At 70.8% G+C, this 19,679-nt stretch carries 16 protein-coding genes; 14 read left to right on the top strand and 2 right to left on the bottom strand.

Translation table 11 applies throughout. The annotated features are described in order from the left end of the window. The first annotated feature begins 38 nt into the window (after window positions 1-38). The 9 genes from AMK10_RS06125 to cimA all read left to right on the top strand — a co-directional run bounded on the left by AMK10_RS06125 (window position 39) and on the right by cimA (window position 9,663). Entirely contained in the window at window positions 39-638 is a 600-nt protein-coding gene (locus tag AMK10_RS06125; protein WP_073745522.1) for a TetR/AcrR family transcriptional regulator, read from the top strand. 294 nt (window positions 639-932) lie between these two features. Further along, window positions 933-1,061 carry a hypothetical protein gene (locus AMK10_RS38465; protein WP_267079878.1) on the top strand — a complete coding sequence of 43 codons (129 nt, stop codon included), beginning with the start codon at window positions 933-935 and terminating at the stop codon, window positions 1,059-1,061. A 92-nt stretch (window positions 1,062-1,153) separates the two neighbouring features. Then, on the top strand, window positions 1,154-2,197 hold the full coding sequence (locus tag AMK10_RS06130) for a 3-isopropylmalate dehydrogenase (protein WP_073745524.1): 1,044 nt from the start codon (window positions 1,154-1,156) through the stop codon (window positions 2,195-2,197). Between the two features lie 298 nt (window positions 2,198-2,495). Then, a complete protein-coding gene (locus tag AMK10_RS06135; RefSeq protein WP_073745526.1) occupies window positions 2,496-3,599 on the top strand; it encodes a branched-chain amino acid aminotransferase in 1,104 nt (367 codons plus the stop codon). Between the two features lie 132 nt (window positions 3,600-3,731). Next, window positions 3,732-4,421 (top strand): urease subunit gamma, encoded by a 690-nt coding sequence (gene ureA, locus AMK10_RS06140; protein WP_073745528.1) that lies wholly within the window; start codon window positions 3,732-3,734, stop codon window positions 4,419-4,421. Further along, on the top strand, window positions 4,421-6,103 hold the full coding sequence (locus AMK10_RS06145) for an urease subunit alpha (RefSeq protein ID WP_073745530.1): 1,683 nt from the start codon (window positions 4,421-4,423) through the stop codon (window positions 6,101-6,103). Before ureA ends, AMK10_RS06145 begins: the two co-directional genes overlap by 1 nt. Window positions 6,104-6,110: 7 nt before the next feature. Continuing rightward, complete coding sequence (locus tag AMK10_RS06150) at window positions 6,111-7,127, top strand: agmatine deiminase family protein (protein WP_073745532.1); 1,017 nt, start codon at window positions 6,111-6,113, stop codon at window positions 7,125-7,127. A 5-nt stretch (window positions 7,128-7,132) separates the two neighbouring features. Continuing rightward, entirely contained in the window at window positions 7,133-7,777 is a 645-nt protein-coding gene (locus AMK10_RS06155; RefSeq protein ID WP_073745534.1) for a TetR/AcrR family transcriptional regulator, read from the top strand. A gap of 278 nt (window positions 7,778-8,055) precedes the next feature. Next, entirely contained in the window at window positions 8,056-9,663 is a 1,608-nt protein-coding gene (gene cimA / locus AMK10_RS06160) for a citramalate synthase (protein WP_073745536.1), read from the top strand. 69 nt (window positions 9,664-9,732) lie between these two features. Here the strand turns inward: cimA and AMK10_RS06165 are convergent, their stop codons facing one another. Together AMK10_RS06165 and AMK10_RS06170 are read right to left on the bottom strand one after the other, a co-directional pair. Continuing rightward, complete coding sequence (locus AMK10_RS06165; protein ID WP_073745538.1) at window positions 9,733-10,419, bottom strand: hypothetical protein; 687 nt, start codon at window positions 10,417-10,419, stop codon at window positions 9,733-9,735. 38 nt (window positions 10,420-10,457) lie between these two features. After that, window positions 10,458-12,734: a hypothetical protein gene (locus AMK10_RS06170; RefSeq protein ID WP_073745540.1), complete on the bottom strand. Its 2,277-nt coding sequence runs from the start codon at window positions 12,732-12,734 to the stop codon at window positions 10,458-10,460. Between the two features lie 883 nt (window positions 12,735-13,617). Here AMK10_RS06170 and AMK10_RS06175 point away from each other — a divergent pair. The 5 genes from AMK10_RS06175 (at window position 13,618) to AMK10_RS06195 (ending at window position 19,674) form a co-directional block, all read left to right on the top strand. Beyond that, complete coding sequence (locus AMK10_RS06175) at window positions 13,618-14,040, top strand: hypothetical protein (RefSeq protein WP_073745542.1); 423 nt, start codon at window positions 13,618-13,620, stop codon at window positions 14,038-14,040. A 795-nt stretch (window positions 14,041-14,835) separates the two neighbouring features. Continuing rightward, complete coding sequence (locus AMK10_RS06180; RefSeq protein WP_073745544.1) at window positions 14,836-15,810, top strand: LacI family DNA-binding transcriptional regulator; 975 nt, start codon at window positions 14,836-14,838, stop codon at window positions 15,808-15,810. A gap of 133 nt (window positions 15,811-15,943) precedes the next feature. Beyond that, entirely contained in the window at window positions 15,944-17,623 is a 1,680-nt protein-coding gene (locus AMK10_RS06185) for an ABC transporter substrate-binding protein (protein WP_073745546.1), read from the top strand. An 18-nt stretch (window positions 17,624-17,641) separates the two neighbouring features. Then, window positions 17,642-18,697 (top strand): ABC transporter ATP-binding protein, encoded by a 1,056-nt coding sequence (locus AMK10_RS06190; protein WP_073745548.1) that lies wholly within the window; start codon window positions 17,642-17,644, stop codon window positions 18,695-18,697. Beyond that, on the top strand, window positions 18,694-19,674 hold the full coding sequence (locus AMK10_RS06195; RefSeq protein ID WP_073745550.1) for an ABC transporter permease: 981 nt from the start codon (window positions 18,694-18,696) through the stop codon (window positions 19,672-19,674). Before AMK10_RS06190 ends, AMK10_RS06195 begins: the two co-directional genes overlap by 4 nt. Window positions 19,675-19,679 lie beyond the last annotated feature (5 nt).

A 19,679-nucleotide genomic window follows, 5' to 3' on the forward strand; every position in this document is an offset into this window, starting at 1 on the left:
GCCGGCCCGACCCGCGCCGGCGGACCGGGGAGTGGCGAGTGACGGCCGAAGCGCGGCGCGGCTACGCGAAGGGCCGCGCGAAGCGGCGCGAGATCCTCGATCAGGCCATGTCCCTGTTCGGCGAGGCGGGTTACCGGGGTGCGTCGCTCCGGGTGATCGCGACCCGCAGCGGCATCTCGCACACCGGGCTGCTGCACCACTTCCCGACCAAGGAGGCGCTGCTGCTCGCGGTCCTGGAGCACCGCGACGAGGTGGACGACGAGTGGCTCTCGCTGGGCGGCACCACGGGCGTCGAACGGCTGCGCCGGTTCGCCGAGCTGGCGGTGCTGAACTCCACCCGGCGCGGGATAGTCGAGCTGTTCTCGGTCGTCTCCGCCGAGGCGACGGCGGCCGACCACCCCGCGCACGGCTACTTCGTACGCCGCTACGAGAACTCCGTCGCGGGCGCCCAGCGGGCGTACGCACAGGTGCGCGACGAGGGTGCGCTGCGGGACGGGATCGATCCGGCGGCCTCGGGCAGGCAGCTGATCGCCCTGATGGACGGCCTCCAGGTGCAGTGGCTGCTCAGCGACTGCGCGACGGACATGGCCGGCGTGCTCCGCGCCCACGTGCGGGCCCAGCTCACCGTGGACTTCTGAGCCCGCGAGGGACCCCGTGACGGCCGCCGCCGGCGGGGCTCGCGGACCGCGCCGTCTCAGATAGTAGGAAGTCCGAGTATCTGTAGAGACAGATGGCTCCCGCTGTCCTAGCTTTGTAGGAGCCGAACGACTCGCATGACCAGCGACCGGCGGTCGTGAGCGCGTGCCCCGAAGCAGGCAATCCCTGCGGCGTCCGCTCCCCGCCCCTTCCGGCGCCTCGAAATCCCGATCTCGACATCTGTTGTGCGAAATCCCGATCTCGAAATCCACGCGATCTCAAGGAGTCGATCCGTCATGGCCGAGACCACCGTCCGCCGCGTCCGCCGCGCCCCCCGTTCCGCCGAGCCGGAGCGCAAGAACGCCGCCGCCGCCCTGCAGCGCGCCCTCGACCGCCGGGACAACGGCGGATCGACGGGTCACTGAGTCCGGCGTCCCGCCCCGTGCGCACGCCCTCCAGATGTCCGTATCGTGGACGTCGGATGTCATGGGGTGGGACGGAGGGCTAGGGTGCATGCATGTCTCGCAGCATCGATCTCGCAGTGATCCCCGGCGACGGTATCGGCCAGGAGGTCGTCACCCAGGGCCTCAAGGTCCTCAACGCTGTTCTCCCGCAGGATGTGAAGCTGGAGACCAAGGAGTACGACCTCGGCGCCCAGCGGTGGCACCGCACCGGTGAGACCCTTCCCGACGCGGAGCTCGAAGCCCTCAAGGGCCACGACGCCATCCTGCTCGGAGCGATCGGCGACCCGTCCGTCCCGTCCGGTGTCCTGGAGCGCGGTCTGCTGCTGAAGCTCCGCTTCGCCTTCGACCACTTCATCAACCTGCGGCCGTCGAAGCTCTTCCCGAACACCGCGACGCCGCTGGCCGGACGCCCCGAGATCGACTTCGTCGTCGTCCGCGAGGGCACCGAGGGCCCGTACACGGGCAACGGCGGTTCCCTGCGCACCGGCACGGAGCACGAGGTCGCCACCGAGGTCAGCGTCAACACGGCCCACGGTGTCGAGCGCGTCGTGCGTGACGCCTTCGCGCGTGCCGCCGCGCGCCCCCGCAAGAAGCTGACGCTGGTCCACAAGAACAACGTCCTCGTGTACGCCGGCCACCTGTGGAAGAACACCTTCGACAAGGTCGCCGAGGAGTTCCCCGAGGTCACCACCGACTACATCCACGTCGACGCCGCGACGATCTACTTCGTCACCCAGCCCGAGCGCTTCGACGTCATCGTCACGGACAACCTCTTCGGTGACATCCTCACCGACCTCGCCGCAGCCGTGACCGGCGGCATCGGCCTGGCCGCGTCCGGCAACATCAACCCGACGGGTGCCTTCCCGTCCATGTTCGAGCCGGTGCACGGCACCGCGCCCGACATCGCGGGCCAGGGCAAGGCCGACCCGACGGCCACGATCCTCTCCGTCGCCCTCCTGCTGCGCCACCTCGGCTACGAGGCCGAGGCCGTGCGCATCGAGGAGGCCGTCTCCGCCGACCTCGCGGAGCGTGACGGGCAGAGCGCGCGCACCACCGACGAGATCGGCGACGCGCTCGCGGTACGAGTAGCGAGCTGACCCGACGTCTCCACTTCGAAGCCGCCGGGTCGCACATCGCACCCGGCGGCTTCTCCTCGCGGTCCCCGGGTGCCACCATCGACCCCTGGACCGCGTTCTCGCGACGCCGTGCGCGTCACCGTGAACGACATCTCGCATTCACACCATTTCGTACAGGGCCGCCCCCGGGAGATAATCGAACGCGGGGCCGCGGCTCGCGGCAGAGCTCGGACGTCCTACAAAACGTCCGGCCGCTGCCGGGCGCAAACGGGCGTGAGCGCGGTCCATCACACACAAGACCGGTGAAGGACACGCACTCATGACGACGCCCACGATCGAGCTCAAGCCCTCCTCGAACCCGCTGTCCGACGCGGAGCGCGAGGCGATCCTGGCCAGCCCCGGCTTCGGCCGCTACTTCACCGATCACATGGTGACCATCAGCTGGACCGAGGGCCGCGGCTGGCACGACGCCCAGCTCGTCCCCTACGGCCCGCTGTCGATGGACCCGGCCAACATGACCCTGCACTACGCGCAGGAGATCTTCGAGGGCCTCAAGGCCTACCGGCAGCCCGACGGCACGGTCGCCACCTTCCGCCCCGAGGCCAACGCCGCCCGCTTCCAGCGTTCCGCGGCCCGCCTCGCGATGCCCGAGCTTCCGGTCGAGACCTTCATCGAGGCGTGTGACGTCCTGGTCCAGCAGGACCAGGCCTGGGTCCCGGCGCATGGCGGCGAGGAGTCCCTCTACCTGCGTCCGTTCATGATCGCCTCCGAGGTCGGTCTCGGTGTCCGCCCGGCCAACCAGTACCTCTTCCTGGTCATCGCCTCGCCCGCCGGCGCCTACTTCCCGGGCGGCGTGAAGCCGGTCTCCATCTGGCTCTCCCAGGACCGGGTCCGCGCCGTTCCCGGCGGCATGGGCGACGCCAAGACCGGCGGCAATTACGCCGCCTCCCTCCTCGCCCAGGCCGAGGCCGCCGCGCAGGGCTGCGACCAGGTCGCCTACCTCGACGCCGTCGAGCACAAGTGGGTCGAGGAGCTGGGCGGCATGAACCTCTACTTCGTGTACGGGCAGGAGGGCGGCGGCAAGCGGATCGTCACCCCCTCCCTCACCGGCTCGCTGCTCGCCGGCGTCACCCGTGACTCCCTCCTCACCGTCGCCCGCGACCTCGGCTACACCGCCGAGGAGGGCCGCGTCTCCATCGACCAGTGGCGCGCCGACACCGAGAACGGCACGCTGACCGAGGTCTTCGCCTGCGGCACGGCCGCCGTGATCACCCCCGTCGGCACCGTGAAGTCCGCGGGCGGCGAGTGGACCCAGGGCGACGGCACCCCCGGCGAGGTCACCCTCAAGCTGCGCGAGCGCCTGCTGGACATCCAGCGCGGCATCGCCGAGGACACCCACGGCTGGATGCACGAGCTCGGCTAGTCACCGCATCCGTACGGCGAAGGCCGCGCCCCTCACCGGGGGCGCGGCCTTCGCCGCGCCCGGGCCCGCCCCGAGTTTTGAGCGCCGCTCAAAACATGGTTAGAGTGCTGCTCCAACCAGGAGGTGCGTGACGTGCGACTGACCCCGACCGAACGCGACCGGCTGCTGCTCTTCGGCGCCGCCGAGCTGGCCAGGGCCCGGCGCGCCCGTGGCCTGCGGCTCAACGTCCCCGAGGCGACCGCGCTGATCGCGGACACCGTCTGCGAGGCGGCCAGGGACGGCCGCAGGCTGGCCGAGGCGGTCGAGGCCGCCCGCGCCGTGCTGGGGCCGGACGACGTGCTGCCCGGTGTTGCCGACGTCGTCACCGAGGTCCAGGTGGAGGCCGTCTTCGACGACGGCTCCCGGCTCGCCGTCGTCAGCGCCCCCTTCGGCGGCTCCACGCTCGGCGGCGAGGCCCCCGGAGCGCTGCTCCCGGGCCCCGCCACGCCCGGGCCGGAGCCCGCGGTGCGGCTCACCGTCCGCAACACCGCGACCGTCCCGGTCAGCGTGACGTCCCACTTCCACTTCTTCGAGGCCAACCCCCGGCTCGACTTCGACCGCGCGGCGGCGTACGGGATGCGGCTGGGCGTTCCTGCCGGTTCCTCCGTCCGTTTCGGTCCGGGCGAGACCGCCGAAGCGGCGCTCGTGCCCATCGGAGGGGACCGGATCGCGATCGGCTTCGCCGGACTCGTCGACGGCCCGCTGGACGCGCCGGGCGCCAGGGCGGAGGCCCTGCGCAGAGCGGCGGCCTGCGGCTACCTCGGGGCGGGGGAGGAGAGCTGATGGACCCCTACGAGTACGCCTCCGTGCACGGGCCGCGCGCCGGGGACCGGGTCAGGCTCGGCGACTCCGGGCTGACCGTCCGCGTCGAGTCCGACTCCCAGAAGCAGGGCGACGAGTTCCTCGCCGGCTTCGGCAAGACGGCCCGCGACGGCCTGCACCTCAAGGCGGCGGCCGTCCGGGAGACCTGCGACGTCGTCATCAGCAACGTGCTGGTCATCGACGCCGTGCTGGGCATCCGCAAGGTCTCCGTCGGCATCCGCGAGGGCCGTATCGCCGCGATCGGCAGGGCGGGCAACCCGGACACCCTCGACGGGGTCGACGTGGTCGTCGGCACCGGCACGACCATCGTCTCGGGCGAGGGCCTGATCGCCACCGCCGGAGCGGTCGACCCCCACGTCCACCTGCTCTCGCCGCGCATCATGGAGGCGTCCCTCGCGTCGGGCGTCACCACGATCATCGGCCAGGAGTTCGGCCCGGTCTGGGGGGTCGGCGTCAACTCCCCGTGGGCCCTGCGCCACGCGTTCAACGCCTTCGACGCCTGGCCCGTCAACATCGGCTTCCTGGGCCGCGGTTCGTCCTCCCACGCGGCGCCGCTGGTCGAGGCGCTCGCCGAGGGGGGAGCCTGCGGCTTCAAGGTCCACGAGGACATGGGCGCCCACACCCGCGCCCTGGACACCGCGCTGAGGGTCGCCGAGGAGTACGACGTCCAGGTCGCCCTGCACAGCGACGGCCTGAACGAGTGCCTCTCCGTCGAGGACACCCTGAGCGTGCTCGAAGGCCGCACGATCCACGCCTTCCACATCGAGGGCTGCGGCGGCGGGCACGTGCCCAACGTCCTGAAGATGGCGGGCGTCCCGAACGTCATCGGCTCCTCCACCAACCCCACGCTCCCCTTCGGCCGCGACGCGGTCGCCGAGCACTACGGGATGATCGTCTCCGTCCACGACCTCAAGACCGATCTGCCCGGTGACGCCGCCATGGCCCGTGACCGGATCAGGGCCGGGACCATGGGCGCCGAGGACGTGCTGCACGACCTGGGTGCCATCGGCATCACCTCGTCCGACGCCCAGGGCATGGGGCGGGCCGGGGAGACCGTGCGCCGCACCTTCGCCATGGCCGCGAAGATGAAGGCAGAGTTCGGCCCGATGGAGGGCGACGGCCCCGGCGACGACAACGCCCGGGTGCTGCGCTACATCGCCAAGCTCACCGTCAACCCCGCCATCGCCCACGGCATCGCGCACGAGGTCGGCTCCGTCGAGACGGGCAAGCTCGCCGACATCGTGCTCTGGCGGCCCGAGTTCTTCGGCGCGAAGCCCCAGCTGGTCCTGAAGTCCGGCTTTCCCGCGTACGGAGTCACCGGCGACCCCAACGCCGCCACGGACACCTGCGAACCCCTGGTCCTCGGACCGCAGTTCGGCGCGTACGGGGCGACGGCCGCCGATCTCTCCGTGGCCTTCGTCGCGGAGGCCGCCACCCAGCTCGGCTCCGACCTGATGCCCACCCGCCGCCGCAGGGTCGCGGTCCGGGGCACACGCGGCATCGGCCCCGCGGACCTGCGCCTCAACTCCCGTACGGGACAGGTCTCCGTGGACGGCGACACCGGGCTGGTCACCCTCGACGGCGACCCGCTGCGCTCACCGGCGGCCGAGTCAGTCACCCTCAACCGCCTCTACTTCCTCTAGGACCGCCATGACCTTCCGCATGCCGCCCGAGTGGGCCCCGCACGAGCGCACCTGGATGGCCTGGCCGGGCCCCAACCCCACCTTCGCCGACGGGGACGAGCTGGACGAGGCGCGACGCGCCTGGGCCGCCGTCGCCCGCGCCGTACGCCGCTTCGAGCCCGTCACCGTGGTCGTGGGACCCGGCCAGGAGGACAGCGCACGCGAGCTCCTCGGCCCGGACATCGAGACCGCCGTACGCCCCCTCGACGACGCCTGGATGCGCGACATCGGCCCCACCTTCGTCACCGACGGCCGCCGGCTCGCCGCCGTGGACTGGACGTTCAACGGCTGGGGCGCCCAGGGCTGGGCCCGCTGGGAGCACGACCGGCACATCGCGCGCGGCGTCGCCGAGCTGGCCGGGGTCCCCGTGCACGGTTCGCCGCTGGTCAACGAGGGCGGGGCCATCCACGTCGACGGCGAGGGCACCGTCCTGCTCACCGAGACCGTGCAGCTGGGCGAGGAACGCAACCCCGGCTGGACCCGGCAGGCCGTCGAGGACGAGATCCACGCCCGGCTCGGCACCGAGAAGGCCATCTGGCTGCCGCGCGGGCTGGCCGGGGACTACGGCACGTACGGCACCCTCGGGCACGTCGACATCGTCGCCGCCTTCGCCCGTCCGGGTGTCGTCGTCGCCCATGTCCAGCCCGACCCCTCCCACCCCGACCACCTGATCACCCGCGAGACGGTACGCGTCCTGCGCGCCGCCACCGACGCCCGGGGCCGCCCGCTGGAGGTGGTCGAGGTGCCCGCGCCCACGGTGCTCAGGGACGCCGACGGCGCGTGGGTGGACTACTCCTACATCAACCACTACCTCTGCAACGGCGGCGTGGTCCTCTGCGCCTTCGACGACCCGAGGGACGAGGAGGCGGCGGCCGTCTTCGGCGAACTGTTCCCGGACCGTACGGTGACGCTCGTCGACGCCCGTACGATCTTTGCCGGCGGTGGAGGCATCCACTGCATCACGCAGCAACAGCCCAGGATCTGACACCCGTGACCGCTACCCCGCGCCGCCGCAACATCGCCCCGCCCCGGGAGGACGTGCTCGCCGCCGTCATGGCCACCGTCGCCGAACGCGGACTCGACGGGCTGACCATGGCGGGGCTCGGCCGCGAGGTCCACATGAGCAGCGGGCACCTCCTCTACTACTTCCGCACCAAGGACGAGCTGCTGCTCCAGACCCTGGAGTGGAGCGAGGCCAGGCTCGGGGCCGAACGCCGGGCCCTGCTCACCGGGCCCGGCACCGCGCGCGAACGCCTCGGCGCCTACATCGCGCTGTACGTCCCCGACGGCCACCGGGACCCGCACTGGACGCTCTGGCTGGAGGTCTGGAACCGCTCCCAGGACGCCGACGACGACGCGCGCGCCCGGCAGGCCGCGATCGAGGACGCCTGGCACCGCGATCTGGTGGAGCTGCTGGCCGACGGCGTGGCGCGCGGCGAGTTCCGCACGGCCGACACCGACCGGGCCGCGACCCGGCTGCGGGCGCTGATGGACGGGTTCAGCGTCCATGTCACCGTCGGCATCCCGGGGACCGGGCGGCAGCGGGTCCTCGACGAGATGAGCCGGTACGTTGACGAGACGCTCGGGCACGGGCGTCCCTCCACCGGTGCGACGGACGTCACGCCCGCATCCTGAGACACCCGGGGACCCGGGAGTGCCCCTGTGCCAGACTGCTGCCGTGTCCTCGTTCGCCATGATTATCGGCAGCAGGCGCGCCGGTCCGCAGTGACCGTCCCGTACCACCACGTACGGAACGGACATCGTGCCCCAGACCCGCGCGCAGACCTCTCGCACCCGCGAGGGGTTTTTTCGTTTTCCGGCCCCCACCACGGCCGGAGCGAGGCACGCGAGATGATGGGGGCAAGTGGAGCCGAGTCTTCCGGATCCGCTCACCCGACAGGAGTCAGATCAGCATGACCACCACGGCCACGGCCCCCGACGACACGTTCCATGTCTTCGACACCACGCTCCGCGACGGTGCGCAGCGTGAAGGCATCAACCTGACGGTCGCGGACAAGCTGACCATTGCCCGGCATCTGGACGACTTCGGCGTGGGCTTCATCGAGGGCGGATGGCCGGGTGCCAACCCCCGTGACACCGAGTTCTTCGCCCGTGCCCGGCAGGAGATCGACTTCCGGCACGCCCGGCTCGTCGCCTTCGGCGCCACCCGCAGGGCGGGCGGCAAGGCCGCTGAGGACCCGCAGGTACAGGCGCTCCTGGACTCCGGCGCCCCCGTGATCACGCTCGTCGCCAAGTCCCACGACCGCCATGTGGAACTGGCCCTGCGCACCACCCTCGAAGAGAACCTGGAGATGGTGCGCGACACCGTCGCGCACCTCACGGAGCAGGGCCGCCGGGTCTTCGTCGACTGCGAGCACTTCTTCGACGGCTACCGCGCCAACGCCGAGTACGCCAAGCAGGTCGTGCGCACCGCGCACGAGGCCGGCGCCGACGTTGTCATCCTCTGCGACACCAACGGGGGCATGCTCCCGGCCCAGATCCAGGCCGTCGTCTCCACCGTCCTCGCCGACACCGGCGCCAGGCTCGGCATCCACGCCCAGGACGACACGGGCTGCGCCGTCGCCAACACCCTGGCCGCCGTGGACGCGGGCGCCACGCACGTTCAGTGCACCGCCAACGGCTACGGCGAGCGGGTGGGCAACGCCAACCTCTTCCCCGTCGTCGCCGCGCTGGAGCTCAAGTACGGCAAGACCGTCCTGCCCGAGGGCGCGCTCGCCGAGATGACCCGGATCTCCCACGCCATCGCCGAGGTCGTCAACCTCACGCCCTCCACCCACCAGCCGTACGTGGGTGTCTCCGCCTTCGCCCACAAGGCCGGACTGCACGCCTCCGCGATCAAGGTCGACCCCGACCTGTACCAGCACATCGACCCCGAACGCGTGGGCAACACCATGCGGATGCTCGTCTCCGACATGGCGGGCCGCGCCTCGATCGAGCTCAAGGGCAAGGAGCTCGGCATCGACCTGGGGGACGACCGCGCCCTGGTCGGCCGGGTCGTGGAGCGGGTCAAGGAGCGCGAACTCAAGGGCTACACCTACGAGGCGGCCGACGCCTCCTTCGAGCTTCTGCTGCGCGCCGAGGTGGAGGGCCGGCCGCGCCGCTACTTCCGCGTCGAGTCCTGGCGGGCCATCGTCGAGGACCGCCCCGACGGCACCCACGCCAACGAGGCGACCGTGAAGCTCTGGGCCAAGGGCGAGCGGATCGTCGCCACCGCGGAGGGCAACGGCCCGGTCAACGCACTGGACCGGGCGCTCCGCGTCGGCCTGGAGCGGATCTACCCGCAGCTCGCCAAGATGGAGCTGATCGACTACAAGGTCCGCATCCTGGAGGGCCGCACGGGCACCGAGTCCACCACCCGCGTGCTGATCACCACCGGCGACGGCAACGGCGACTGGGCGACGGTCGGCGTGGCCGAGAACGTCATCGCCGCGTCCTGGCAGGCACTGGAGGACGCGTACACCTTCGGCCTGCTGCGGGCCGGGGTGGAGCCCACCGACTAGTGCCGCCCCGGCCGCTCGTGCCCCGGGGTACCCCTCAGGGGGCAGCGGGACCACGAGCGGCCTTATCCCTCACAGCAGTGACATGTCCCCCTGTGCCAGGGGGAGCCACTCCCAGAAGTTGTGGTCGTCCTCGGGGCGGTAGCGGACCAGCCCCGGAAAGTGGGGGACGCGCACCAGCGCGTGCTCGGCGGCCTCCCGGGCCGCGGTGTCGAAGGAGCCGGACGTCTCCCCGTGCCAGTAGCCGGCGTCGAGCACGGAGTCACCGGTGAGGGTGTGCTCGGGCTGGAGGCAGACCGGCAGGTAGAGGAGCTCGGCACCGCCCTCCGCCGCGAGGGCCCGTCGCAGGGCCAGGCCCGCGAGCTGTGCGGTCCACGTGGCCTGCGCCTCGGGCGCGCTGTGCGTCAGCATCGGCAGCAGCGGCAACGGCCCCACGCTCCGCCACGCGAGCGGGAAGTCCGGGGCCCGGCCACCGCTCTCACCACTGTCCACCGGTTCCGTGCCCGGCGGACGGGCCACGGCGCCGGGACCCTCCTCCCGTACGGCCCGCAGCCGCCAGCCCTCCGCCCCGCCGTCGGCGTTGCCCGCCGAGGCGCCCTCGGCGAACGCGTCCATGAAGCCGCCGACACGGACCAGGGGCGTCGGGGGAACGCCGTCCGGCGAGCCGATCCCCGCGTCGTATCCCGCCTGCCAGCCACGTGCCTCGTGCGACGGGCCGAAGGCGTTCTCGTTCCCGAGATGGGGGTTGGTCCGTGGCATGACTGCCTCCGTCCTGTGGTGGTCCGGTCCGGCCCGGGTCAGACGGCACCGGTGCGGATGTTCTCCGTGATGTACCTGAAGTAGGGGCTGTTGACGTCGGCGGGGACACCCGTCTGATTCGTGCCGGCCGGTGCCCGGCCGGCGAACCAGTCGCTGACCACCTGGGCCTGCTGCTCCAGGTTCAGCTCGGCGTACGGCTGGCCCGCGGGCCCGTAGGTGTAGGGATTGCCACCGGTGGCCTCGCACACCTTGGACGCGAAGGCGTCGGCCAGCAGGCTCAGTTCCATCGACATGTGGCGGATCTGCCAGGCGTGTACGAGCTCGTGGACGAAGGTCTGCCCGAGCGCCCCCGGGGTCCCCTGGCGCGGATCGTCGAACGCGCCGGCACCCATGTTGAGCGTCACCTTCCCGTCGTAGCGCGGGAAGGTGAAGGCCCGGTCCCCACCGCCGATGGTGTCGGTCAGGATGATCTGGTCCCTCGGAGGGAGGGAACCGCTGAACACCCTCGAATCCGCCCAGTCGTACTCCTCCTGGGTGAGTTCACGCGTACGGCTGCCGAGGGAGGCGACCCCCTCGGCGGCGATGGCGAGGAGGGTGTTCGCCGGCCCGGCCATCCAGAGGATGCCTCCCGCGAGACGTGCCCCCGGGACCAGCGATCCGGTGGCGATGAGCGACCCGACCTCCAGCCCGACGAACACCACGGCGCCGACCGGCCCGAGAGCGCTGCCCACACCCCATTTGACGAGCCATTCGAGGGCGCCTTCGAGGGTGCTGCCGATGTCGCTGGAGTAGTCCAGGTGGGTCTCCAGCTGTCCGTCGCTGAACGCGCCGAGATTGGCCGTCACGACGGGGTGCGGTGGGACGGTCTGGTCCCAGTCGTGGTCGCGCGACCCGGAGGTGAAGGTGCCTCCCACGTGCCCCGAGTGGGCGAAGGCCAGAGCGCGACCGGACGACGCCCGCAGGACGGCGGACATGCCGAAGTCGTAGCCGTCCGCTCCGCTGTCGTGGGCGTGGCCCTGCCAACGGGTCGAGCCGTCGCCGTTGACGGTCACCGCGATCCAGCCGCCGAGCGCGGCGAGCCCGCCCGTCTCGATGGGGGCGCTGAGCGCCAGCGGGTCGAAGAACGCACCGGTCTCCGGTGTCCAGGTGACCCGGCCGTGCTCGAAGTTCTGCTCCCGGCCCGGGAGGCCGGCCCGGTCGTGTTCCGCTTCGAGGGGGTATCCGACCGAGCTCCTCTCCCAGCCGCGACCCGCCCAGCGGTCCCGGATGGCTCCGTAGACGGGGTGGGCGCCTGTTTCGGGGGTCCAGTAGATGGAGGATTCGGGGTTGCCGGGGGTGTGCATGGCGCGGAAGTGGTTGAAGCGTCCGCGTCCGTCGGGGCAGCCGGTCTCGTCGGTGACGGGGTGGCCGAACTGTTCGGCTCCGGCGTTGGCCCAGGTCGCGGCGATGAGGCCGTGGACGGTGAAGGTGCCGTGGTCGGGGTGCCATACGGCGGTTCCGGCTTCGAAGGTCTGGCGTCGGCCTCCGCCGACGGAGCAGTCGGTTTCGGGGGCGTTGGGGTAGCCGAGGGGGGATGTCTCCCAGCCGAGCTCGCTCCATTTGCGTCGGATGTCTCCGTAGACGGGGTGGGCGCCTGTTTCGGGGGTCCAGTAGATGGAGGATTCGGGGTTGCCGGGGGTGTGCATGGCGCGGAAGTGGTTGAAGCGTCCGCGTCCGTCCGGGCAGCCGGTCTCGTCGGTGACGGGGTGGCCGAACTGTTCGGCTCCGGCGGCGGCCCAGGTCGCGGCGATGAGGCCGTGGACGGTGAAGGTGCCGTGGTCGGGGTGCCACACGGCGGTTCCGGCTTCGAAGGTCTGGCGTCGGCCTCCGCCGACGGAGCAGTCGGTTTCGGGGGCGTTGGGGTAGCCGAGGGGGGATGTCTCCCAGCCGAGCTCGCTCCATTTGCGTCGGATGTCTCCGTAGACGGGGTGGGCGCCTGTTTCGGGGGTCCAGTAGATGGAGGATTCGGGGTTGCCGGGGGTGTGCATGGCGCGGAAGTGGTTGAAGCGTCCGCGTCCGTCCGGGCAGACGGACTCGTCGGTGACGGGGTAGCCGTACTGTTCCCGGCCGAGCCCGGACCACACGTCCCGGATCATTCCCCAGACCGCGAAGGCTCCGATCTGCGGATGCCAGCTGACCGTGCCGCGCTGGAACTCCTCGAACCTGCCCACCCCGTCGAAGGTGGGCTGTTCGACATCGAGCGGCTCGCCCAGAGTTCCTCCGGGGCCCCCGAGTGCGAGCCACTTGTCCCTGATGGCACCGATGACTTCAGGCATCCTGATCAACTCCTCCGGACGTGGGGGAAAGGCCGCACCGGCGGCCTCGGTGGTGATCCGACGGCCCACCGATATGCACGAGGCCGTTCCCGCCGGCCACACATGTGCACGAGGTCGTGGAAGGCCCCGGACGGGGCTCGCACGCGCCGTCTCCCGGGCAGGCACCGACGGATCTTCCCCGGACCGCCGGGCCACGGCATCGGGACGGCCCGCGGCCCCGCTGTCCCGCCGCAGCGGTCCGCGCCGGGGCATCATGCAGAGGGAGGACGGGCCGCCGGGCCGGGAGGCACCGTCACATGCTCCATGGCTGTGGGCCGGGCCCCGGTTCCGCCGGGGCCGTACGGCCTTCGAGGTCCATCGGCGAACCGCACGCTTCACGGCGCGCGTTCAACACGTCCTGCAAGCGCCAGTGTTGGGTCGAGCCTCGAACTCCAGTCTAGGCTCGACCCTCCTCCGTCGCACGTTCCCGGCGTGACGGAGGGGGAGCGCCGGCCGGCGGCGCGGATCACGGAGCGCTCCGGGGGCGCGCCGCCTGAACGCCCCCGCCGGTGGGCCCTGTTGTCCACCGCGACGGCCTCGTGCGTGCGTGGCCTCCCTGAGCGGGCGAGGGGGGTGGGGCGGCCGTACCGGAACCGGCGGGGCGGGGCACGGGCGGCCACGCCATGACTCCTTCCTCCGCCTCGTGACGCACGTCGACGGACTCGCTCCCTGATCCGGCGCAGCCTGAACCGGCTCCTGACCCGGGCTGTTGCGGCAGAGCGCAACGGCCTGGCCGGCCAGGACGGAAGTGGAGAAGCTGACGCGGTGAACAGGCGCCCGGGGATCGGTCTCCCGGGCGCCTCGTGCGGAACTCCGCGTATCGGCAGTCAGAGGAGAACACGGCATGAGGAGAGCGACGAAACGGGCGGCGGCGGTCGCGGGCGGACTGGTCATGGCGGCGGGCGGACTCACGGTCGGAACCGCGTCGAATGCGGCTGCCGCGACCTGTTACGGCGGCGCGGTCAGCAAGACCTGGAACATGGGAACGGACCAGTCCGAGCACAGGTTCGGCCGGTACACCACCACCTCACGGTGCAACGACATCAACGTGAGGTTCACCGACTGGGGCAATGCGGGCCTGCTGACCGTGCGGGTGTGCTTCCACCCGTCCTCCGGCGGCACGACCTGCAACTCCTGGAAGGAGTTCACGAAGTCGGGCGACCTGGGCAAGTGGCGGGTCATTGCCACCGACGTCAAGGACGGCACGGAGTACAGCGTTTCCATGGACTACGCCAGCAACACCTTCAAGGCCGACCTCGCCCACTGACCGGCCGTCCCCTGCCGGAGCCGCCGTGTCGCGCCGGCGGCTCCGGTGCGGGTCCGGACCCGGGCCCTCGCGGTGGACCGGCCGGTCACGTCCGGACGCTCGCCCGCCGCCGTGTCACGACGTCCCCCGTCGAGGCGCCGTACGTCCGGCGTCGCACCCCCGGACCTGTTGCAGGTGTAAGGCCGTGGCTTTGCTCGATCCCGCGGTCGGCCCGGCCGTGCCCGCTGTCCGCGTCGTGCGCGCTGACCGTGCGTCGCGCGTGCCGTAACCGTCGTCGAGCAGACCGCCGTGGATCAACGAGGCCGGTGCGTGCCACGACGAGTCGACCGTCGTCAGCTCTCGGGAGTGAGCTGTTCGGCCCGTCCGGTGAGCGGAAGCCGTTCCTGCGCATCGTGTGCGATCGAGAAGCCGCGATGCGGATCCGCTGCCCGGCCGGCATGTCGTCGCCGGTGTCCGGCGTCCGGTCTCGCTCCCAGGAACCCAGGCCGTCCTTCGCGTCCGGATCACGGCCTGCTCCCTCTCCGGGCAGGGTGGAGCGGTGTTGCCGGACGAGCCGGTGGTGAACTGCGCCTACGCGGCCTCGTCAAGAGGTTCGCTTGTTCAAGAGGTGAACGCATCGTGTTCCGAAGCTGCTTCGAGCATGGGTACGGACCAATCTCGGTGTGAAGTATTGACGCCTCTGTTCCAGCGGGGTTAACTCCAGCCGCAACGCCGGTACCGGTTCCGGTACCGGTTGCGGAACCGGTACCGAAGCCCGTTCCGTACCCCTGTCCTGCCTTGCCCCTGGAGGCTCCGATGCGCGTCACCATCGCCGATGTCGCCCGTGAGGCCGGCGTCAGCAAGACGACGGTGTCGCGGGTCCTCAACCTCAAGGGCGACGTGGACGGTTCCACGGCCGCCCGCGTTCGTGAAGTGATCGCGGACCTCGGTTACGTGCCGAGTTCGGGCGCCGTCGGGCTGGCCCGCGGCAGCAGCCGTACGGTCGGGATGCTGGTGCCCTCGCTCACCTGGCCGTGGATGGGCGAGGTGCTCCAGGGAGTCGTCGACACCGTCGAGGCCGCCGACTACGGGCTGCTGCTCTTCACCTGCAACCGGGGTGCCGAGTCCGTCGAGCGCTTCACCACCCAGGTGTCGGCGCGCGCCTTCGACGGCCTCGTCGTCGTGGAACCCGAGAACACGCTCGACCAGCTCACCGCGCTGCACAGGTCCGGACTGCCGATCGTGCTGATCGACGACCGGGGCCACCACCCGGAATTCCCCTCCGTCGTGACCACCAATCACGAGGGGGGCGCGTCCGCCGCCCGCCATCTGCGGGACTCGGGACGCACGAGACCCCTGGTCGTCGCGGGGCCGAAGCACTTCGGCTGCGTACGCGACCGGCTCGCGGGATTCCAATCCGTCCTGCCCACCGAACTGGTGGTGGACGGGGACTTCACCGAACGCCGGGGCCGTCTCGCAGTGGAGGAACTCCTCGCGTCGGGCACCGAGTTCGACTCCGTCTTCGCGCACAACGACATCAGCGCGGCCGGTGTCCTGCGGGCCCTGCGAGCCGCCGGCCGCCGCGTACCCGACGACATCGCGGTGGTCGGCTTCGACGACATCCCGATGGCCGAACACACCGAACCCCCGCTGACCACCGTGCATCAGCCCACCCGGCAGATGGGCGAGGCGGCGGCCCGCCTGCTGCTCTCCCACCTCGGCGGCACCGCCGTACCGGACGGACCGGTCGTGCTGCCCACCGAACTGGTCGTGCGCCACTCGGCGCCGTAACGGACCCGGCCTCCCCGCCGGTCACCCGTCCGCATCCCCGAACCAGCCGCCACCGGCACCCGCACCACCCGCCCGGCGCGTCGAGCGCTGTCCACACCGGATCTCCCAGACCCGCAGTCCTCCTGGAGTCGCCATGTCCGTACGCCGTCGTCACACTCTGAGAGCGCTCTCAGTCGCCACTGCCGTGGTCGCGCTCGCCGCGGGCTGCTCGTCCGCCAACTCGGGCGCCAACAAGGGAGGCGGAGCCGGTGCCTCCGGCGTGCTGACCATCGGCAAGCCGGACGGACCGCAGACGAACAACAGCAACCCGTTCCTCGCCACCTCCGCGAGCGCCACGCTCGGCTACCGGTACATGATCTACGAGCCGCTGGCGATGACCAACATGATCCGCCCCACCGACAAGGCCGACCCCTGGCTCGCGACCGCGTGGGACTGGGAGTCCAACTTCACCAAGCTCACCTTCACCCTCGACAAGCGGGCCAAGTGGGCCGACGGCAAGCCGCTCACCGCCGCCGACGTCGCGTTCACCTTCGAGCTGCTGAAGAAGCACCCGGCGCTCAACGGCAACGGCATCCCGTACGACGGCATCGCCGTCGAGGGCGAGAAGGTCGTCCTGACCTTCAAGGAATCCCAGTTCGTCAACCAGAACAAGATCATCTCGACCTATGTCGTGCCCAAGCACATCTGGGAGAAGGTCGAGAACCCCGAGACCTGGCCCAACCGCACCCCGGTCGGCTCCGGCCCGTACAAGCTGAAGACCTTCACCCCGCAGACCACCACCCTGACCGCCACGCCCACCTACTGGAAGGGCGAGACCAAGGTCAAGGAGCTGCGCTACAGCACGTACAACGACAACAGCGCCGCGACCACGGCCCTGGCCAACGGCAAGCTCGAGTGGTCGTTCGTCTTCATGCCGAACTACAAGCAGCTGTACGTCGCCAAGGACCCGAAGAACCACAAGCTCTGGTTCCCCTCGGGACTCGGCATCCACGGCCTGTGGTTCAACACCGCCCGCAAGCCGTTCGACAACCCGGCGCTGCGCAAGGCGATGGCCATGGTCGTCGACCGCAACGCGATCCACGTGCAGGCGCAGGCGACGCTCTACCCGGAGATCACCAACCCGACCGGCATCCCGCTGCCCGCCGGTGAGCCGTTCCTCGCGCCGGAGTACAAGAGCGCCACCACGAAGCCCGATGTCGCGGGGGCCAAGAAGATCCTCGACGAGGCCGGCTTCAAGCTCAGTGGCGGCGTCCTGAAGGACCCGAGCGGCAAGCCCGTGAAGCTGACCTTCACCGACCCGGCCGGCTGGAACGACTACATCACCGGGCTCTCGATCATCAAGGACAGCATCAAGCAGCTCGGCATCGAGGCCAAGGTCAAGACCCAGACCGCCGAGGCCTGGACCAACGATGTCGCCGTCGGCAACTTCGACGCCACCCTGCACTGGACCAACAGCGGCGCCACCCCGTACGACATGTACCAGAACATCATGGACGGGGCGATCCTCCAGCCCATCGGCAAGGCCTCCCAGCTCGGCAACTTCGGCCGCTTCAAGAGCCCCGAGGCGACCGCCGCGCTGAAGGAGTACGCCAACGCCACGGACGACGCCACGCGCACCAAGGCCATCAACGCCCTCCAGAAGATCATGGTCGAGCAGGCGCCGGTGATCCCGACGGCCGCCGCCCCCATCGGCGCCGAGTACTCCACGAAGAACTGGGTGGGCTGGCCGACCGAGGCGGACCCCTACGCAGCCCCGCAGCACACCCAGCAGGACGCGCTGGAAGTCGTGCTGAACCTGAAGCCCGCCAAGTAAGCACGGGAAGAACCGGCCATGACCACCGAACAGTCCGCAGACGTGCGCACCACGAACGATGTGGTGCTCGAAGCACGCGGAGTCACCAAGCACTTCCCCGTACGGCGCACCGGCAAGGACCTCCTCGCCCGCAGCCGCCGTACCGTCCACGCCGTCGACGACGTCTCGCTGAAGCTCCGGCGCGGCACCGTCACGGCTCTGGTGGGGGAGTCCGGCTCGGGCAAATCCACCGTCGCGCGGCTGCTCGCCCAGCTGTACCCGCTCACCGCGGGGGAGATCGAGCTGGGCGGCACGGCGGTGAAGGCCGGACGTGGCCGGTCCTTCCGCAGATACGTCAAGCAGGTCCAGCTGATCTTCCAGGACCCCTTCGCCTCGCTCAACCCGGTGCACACCGTGCGCTACCACCTCACCCGCGCCCTGAAGATCCACGGCAGGGCGGGGGACGGCGAGGCGGACCTGGAGAAGAACCTGACCGCTCTGCTCGAACGCGTCCAGCTGACTCCTCCTCATCAGTATCTGGACAAGTTCCCGCACGAGCTGTCGGGAGGGCAGCGCCAGCGCGTCGCGATCGCGCGCGCGCTCGGCGCCGACCCCCAGGTGCTGCTCGCCGACGAGCCGGTGTCGATGCTGGACGTGTCGATCCGGCTCGGCGTCCTCAACCTGCTCCGCGACCTCAAGGAGCGCCTGCACCTGGCGATCCTCTACATCACCCACGACATCGCGTCCGCCCGCTACTTCGCCGACACGACCCTGGTGATGTACGCCGGCCGGATCGTCGAGGGCGGCGACAGCGAGACCGTCACCCAGCACCCCGCACACCCCTACACCCAGCTGCTCATCGCCTCCGCACCCGACCCCGACCGGGTGGCGGACACCGAGGCGCAGGAGGAGACCGGGAGCGGCGAGCCGCCCTCACTGATCACCCCGCCGGCCGGCTGCCGCTTCCACCCCCGCTGCCCCAAGGCCATGGAGCGCTGCCGCACCGAGCTGCCGCCGCGCTTCGACCTGGCGGACGGCCAGTGGGCCGCCTGCTGGCTGTACGACGGCACCACCGCCGAGGGAGCAGCGAAGTGAAGTACATCCTCCAGCGGTTCGCCTTCTACGCGATCACCGCGTGGGCCGCCATCACCATCAACTTCCTGATCCCGCGCATGATGCCGGGCGACCCCGTCGACGCCCTGATGAGCCGGTACCAGGGGCAGCTCGACACCACCGCCATCGCCTCGCTGAAGGCGCTGTTCGGACTCGACGAGAAGCAGTCCGTCTGGGCGCAGTACACCGACTACTGGTCCCATCTGCTCGACGGCGACCTCGGGCTCTCCTTCACCTTCTTCCCGACCCCGGTCGGCGAGGTGATCTCCCAGTCGCTGCCCTGGACGCTCGCCCTGGTCGGGATCACCACCCTGATCAGCTTCCTGCTCGGCACCGGCATCGGCGTCTACAGCGGCTGGCGGCGAGGCTCCTGGCTGGACGGGCTGCTGCCCGTGACCACCTTCATCTCGGCCATCCCCTACTTCTGGCTCGGCCTCATCGCCATCGCGGTGTTCGCGGTCAAGTGGCAGATCTTCCCGGCGGCCGGGGGATACGACAACTCCCTGGTCCCGGCCTTCGACTGGCCGTTCATCTCCAGCGCCCTCTACCACGGGGTGCTCCCCGGGGTGACGATCGTCCTGAGCGCCATCGCCGGCTGGATCCTCGGCATGCGCAACATGATGGTGACGGTCTCCTCCGAGGACTACGTCATGGTGGCGCAGGCCAAGGGGCTCTCCGAGCGGCGCGTGATGTTCTCCTACGCCGCGCGCAACGCCGTCCTGCCCAACATCTCGGGCTTCGCCCTCTCGCTGGGCTTCATCGTCGGCGGCACCCTGCTGGTCGAGATGGTCTTCTCCTACCCGGGCATCGGCTACCAGCTCTTCCAGGCCGTCGGAGCCAAGGACTACCCGCTCATGCAGGGCGTCTTCCTGATCATCACGCTCTCCGTGCTCGCCGCGAACCTGCTGGCCGACATGGCCTACGCCCTCCTCGACCCCCGCACTCGTAAGGAGGCCTGACGACT

It is taken from the genome of Streptomyces sp. CB02058 (genome assembly GCF_001905505.1).
Lineage (GTDB): Bacteria > Actinomycetota > Actinomycetes > Streptomycetales > Streptomycetaceae > Streptomyces.

Bases quoted from the DNA above. Each gene is read 5' to 3' on its own strand.
- AMK10_RS06170 (WP_073745540.1), bottom strand. From the start codon at position 12,734: ATGCCTGAAGTCATCGGTGCCATCAGGGACAAGTGGCTCGCACTCGGG.
- AMK10_RS06145 (WP_073745530.1), top strand. From the start codon at position 4,421: ATGGACCCCTACGAGTACGCCTCCGTGCACGGGCCGCGCGCCGGGGAC.
- AMK10_RS06185 (WP_073745546.1), top strand. From the start codon at position 15,944: ATGTCCGTACGCCGTCGTCACACTCTGAGAGCGCTCTCAGTCGCCACT.
- cimA (WP_073745536.1), top strand. From the start codon at position 8,056: ATGACCACCACGGCCACGGCCCCCGACGACACGTTCCATGTCTTCGAC.
- AMK10_RS38465 (WP_267079878.1), top strand. From the start codon at position 933: ATGGCCGAGACCACCGTCCGCCGCGTCCGCCGCGCCCCCCGTTCCGCC.
- AMK10_RS06175 (WP_073745542.1), top strand. From the start codon at position 13,618: ATGAGGAGAGCGACGAAACGGGCGGCGGCGGTCGCGGGCGGACTGGTC.
- AMK10_RS06165 (WP_073745538.1), bottom strand. From the start codon at position 10,419: ATGCCACGGACCAACCCCCATCTCGGGAACGAGAACGCCTTCGGCCCG.
- AMK10_RS06180 (WP_073745544.1), top strand. From the start codon at position 14,836: ATGCGCGTCACCATCGCCGATGTCGCCCGTGAGGCCGGCGTCAGCAAG.
- AMK10_RS06190 (WP_073745548.1), top strand. From the start codon at position 17,642: ATGACCACCGAACAGTCCGCAGACGTGCGCACCACGAACGATGTGGTG.
- AMK10_RS06135 (WP_073745526.1), top strand. From the start codon at position 2,496: ATGACGACGCCCACGATCGAGCTCAAGCCCTCCTCGAACCCGCTGTCC.
- AMK10_RS06150 (WP_073745532.1), top strand. From the start codon at position 6,111: ATGACCTTCCGCATGCCGCCCGAGTGGGCCCCGCACGAGCGCACCTGG.
- AMK10_RS06130 (WP_073745524.1), top strand. From the start codon at position 1,154: ATGTCTCGCAGCATCGATCTCGCAGTGATCCCCGGCGACGGTATCGGC.